Raw genomic sequence first — 771 nt, forward strand, 5'->3', positions numbered from 1 at the left:
TTTTGTACTCGAGCTAATTCCGTCTGGTAAGCTGAAAGTTTATTTTGATAATCCTGTTGACTATCTTCGTTTGCTTTTTTGACAGTTGCTAAATCTTTTTGATATTGTGCTAGCTTAGCCTGATATTCTGCTTTAGCTGTTGCATTGGCAGTGTTGATTTTTTCAACTTCTTCTTGATGACTTTTTAGATCTTTTTGATACTTGTCATCCGCTGCTTTGTTTTCAGCATTGATTTTATCTGTTTCAGCCTGATGAGCTGCGACTTCTTTTTTATATGCTTCAGTTGTTGTCTTTACTTCTTCAGCCTGTTTAGCATAGTCGCTTTTAATCTCATCTTGTTTTTGAGCATTCTCTGTAGCAGTTGTGGCTGTTCCTTTGTCTTTTGTTTCATCTTGAACTACCTTAACTCCTGCAGATTTTGCATCGGCAACTGTTTTATCCAAATCAGCTGATGATACTTCTACTGGCAAAGCTGAGTCTTTGGAACCAGCCTTAGCTTGGCTTTCTTTGGCAACTTGGCTCATTTCACCCTGAGCTTCAGGTAGATTTGTAGCTGGGTTTCCTGTAGTAGCTACCTCAACTGTACTTGTACTAGTTGTCTCTGTAACTTCATCAGCAAATACTGCTTTGTCTGCAAAAGCAATCAAAGCAGTTCCTAAAACAGCACCACACAAAGTTTTCGCAACTTTGCTTTTACGAAATCCATAGACTTCTTTTTTATTTTTCATTATAAGTCATTTCCTTATCTAAATTTAGTCGTTACTTCTTATA

At 37.1% G+C, this 771-nt stretch carries 1 protein-coding gene; it reads right to left on the bottom strand.

What is annotated here, in order from left to right; translation table 11 throughout:
• Positions 1–728, bottom strand: a 728-nt coding sequence (locus HMPREF2655_RS00120) for a putative cross-wall-targeting lipoprotein signal domain-containing protein (protein ID WP_373878872.1), incomplete at its 3' end; no start/stop codon positions are given.
• Positions 729–771: the final 43 nt, after the last annotated feature.

It is taken from the genome of Streptococcus sp. HMSC066F01, assembly GCF_001837335.1.
GTDB classification, from domain to species: Bacteria; Bacillota; Bacilli; order Lactobacillales; family Streptococcaceae; genus Streptococcus; species Streptococcus oralis_S.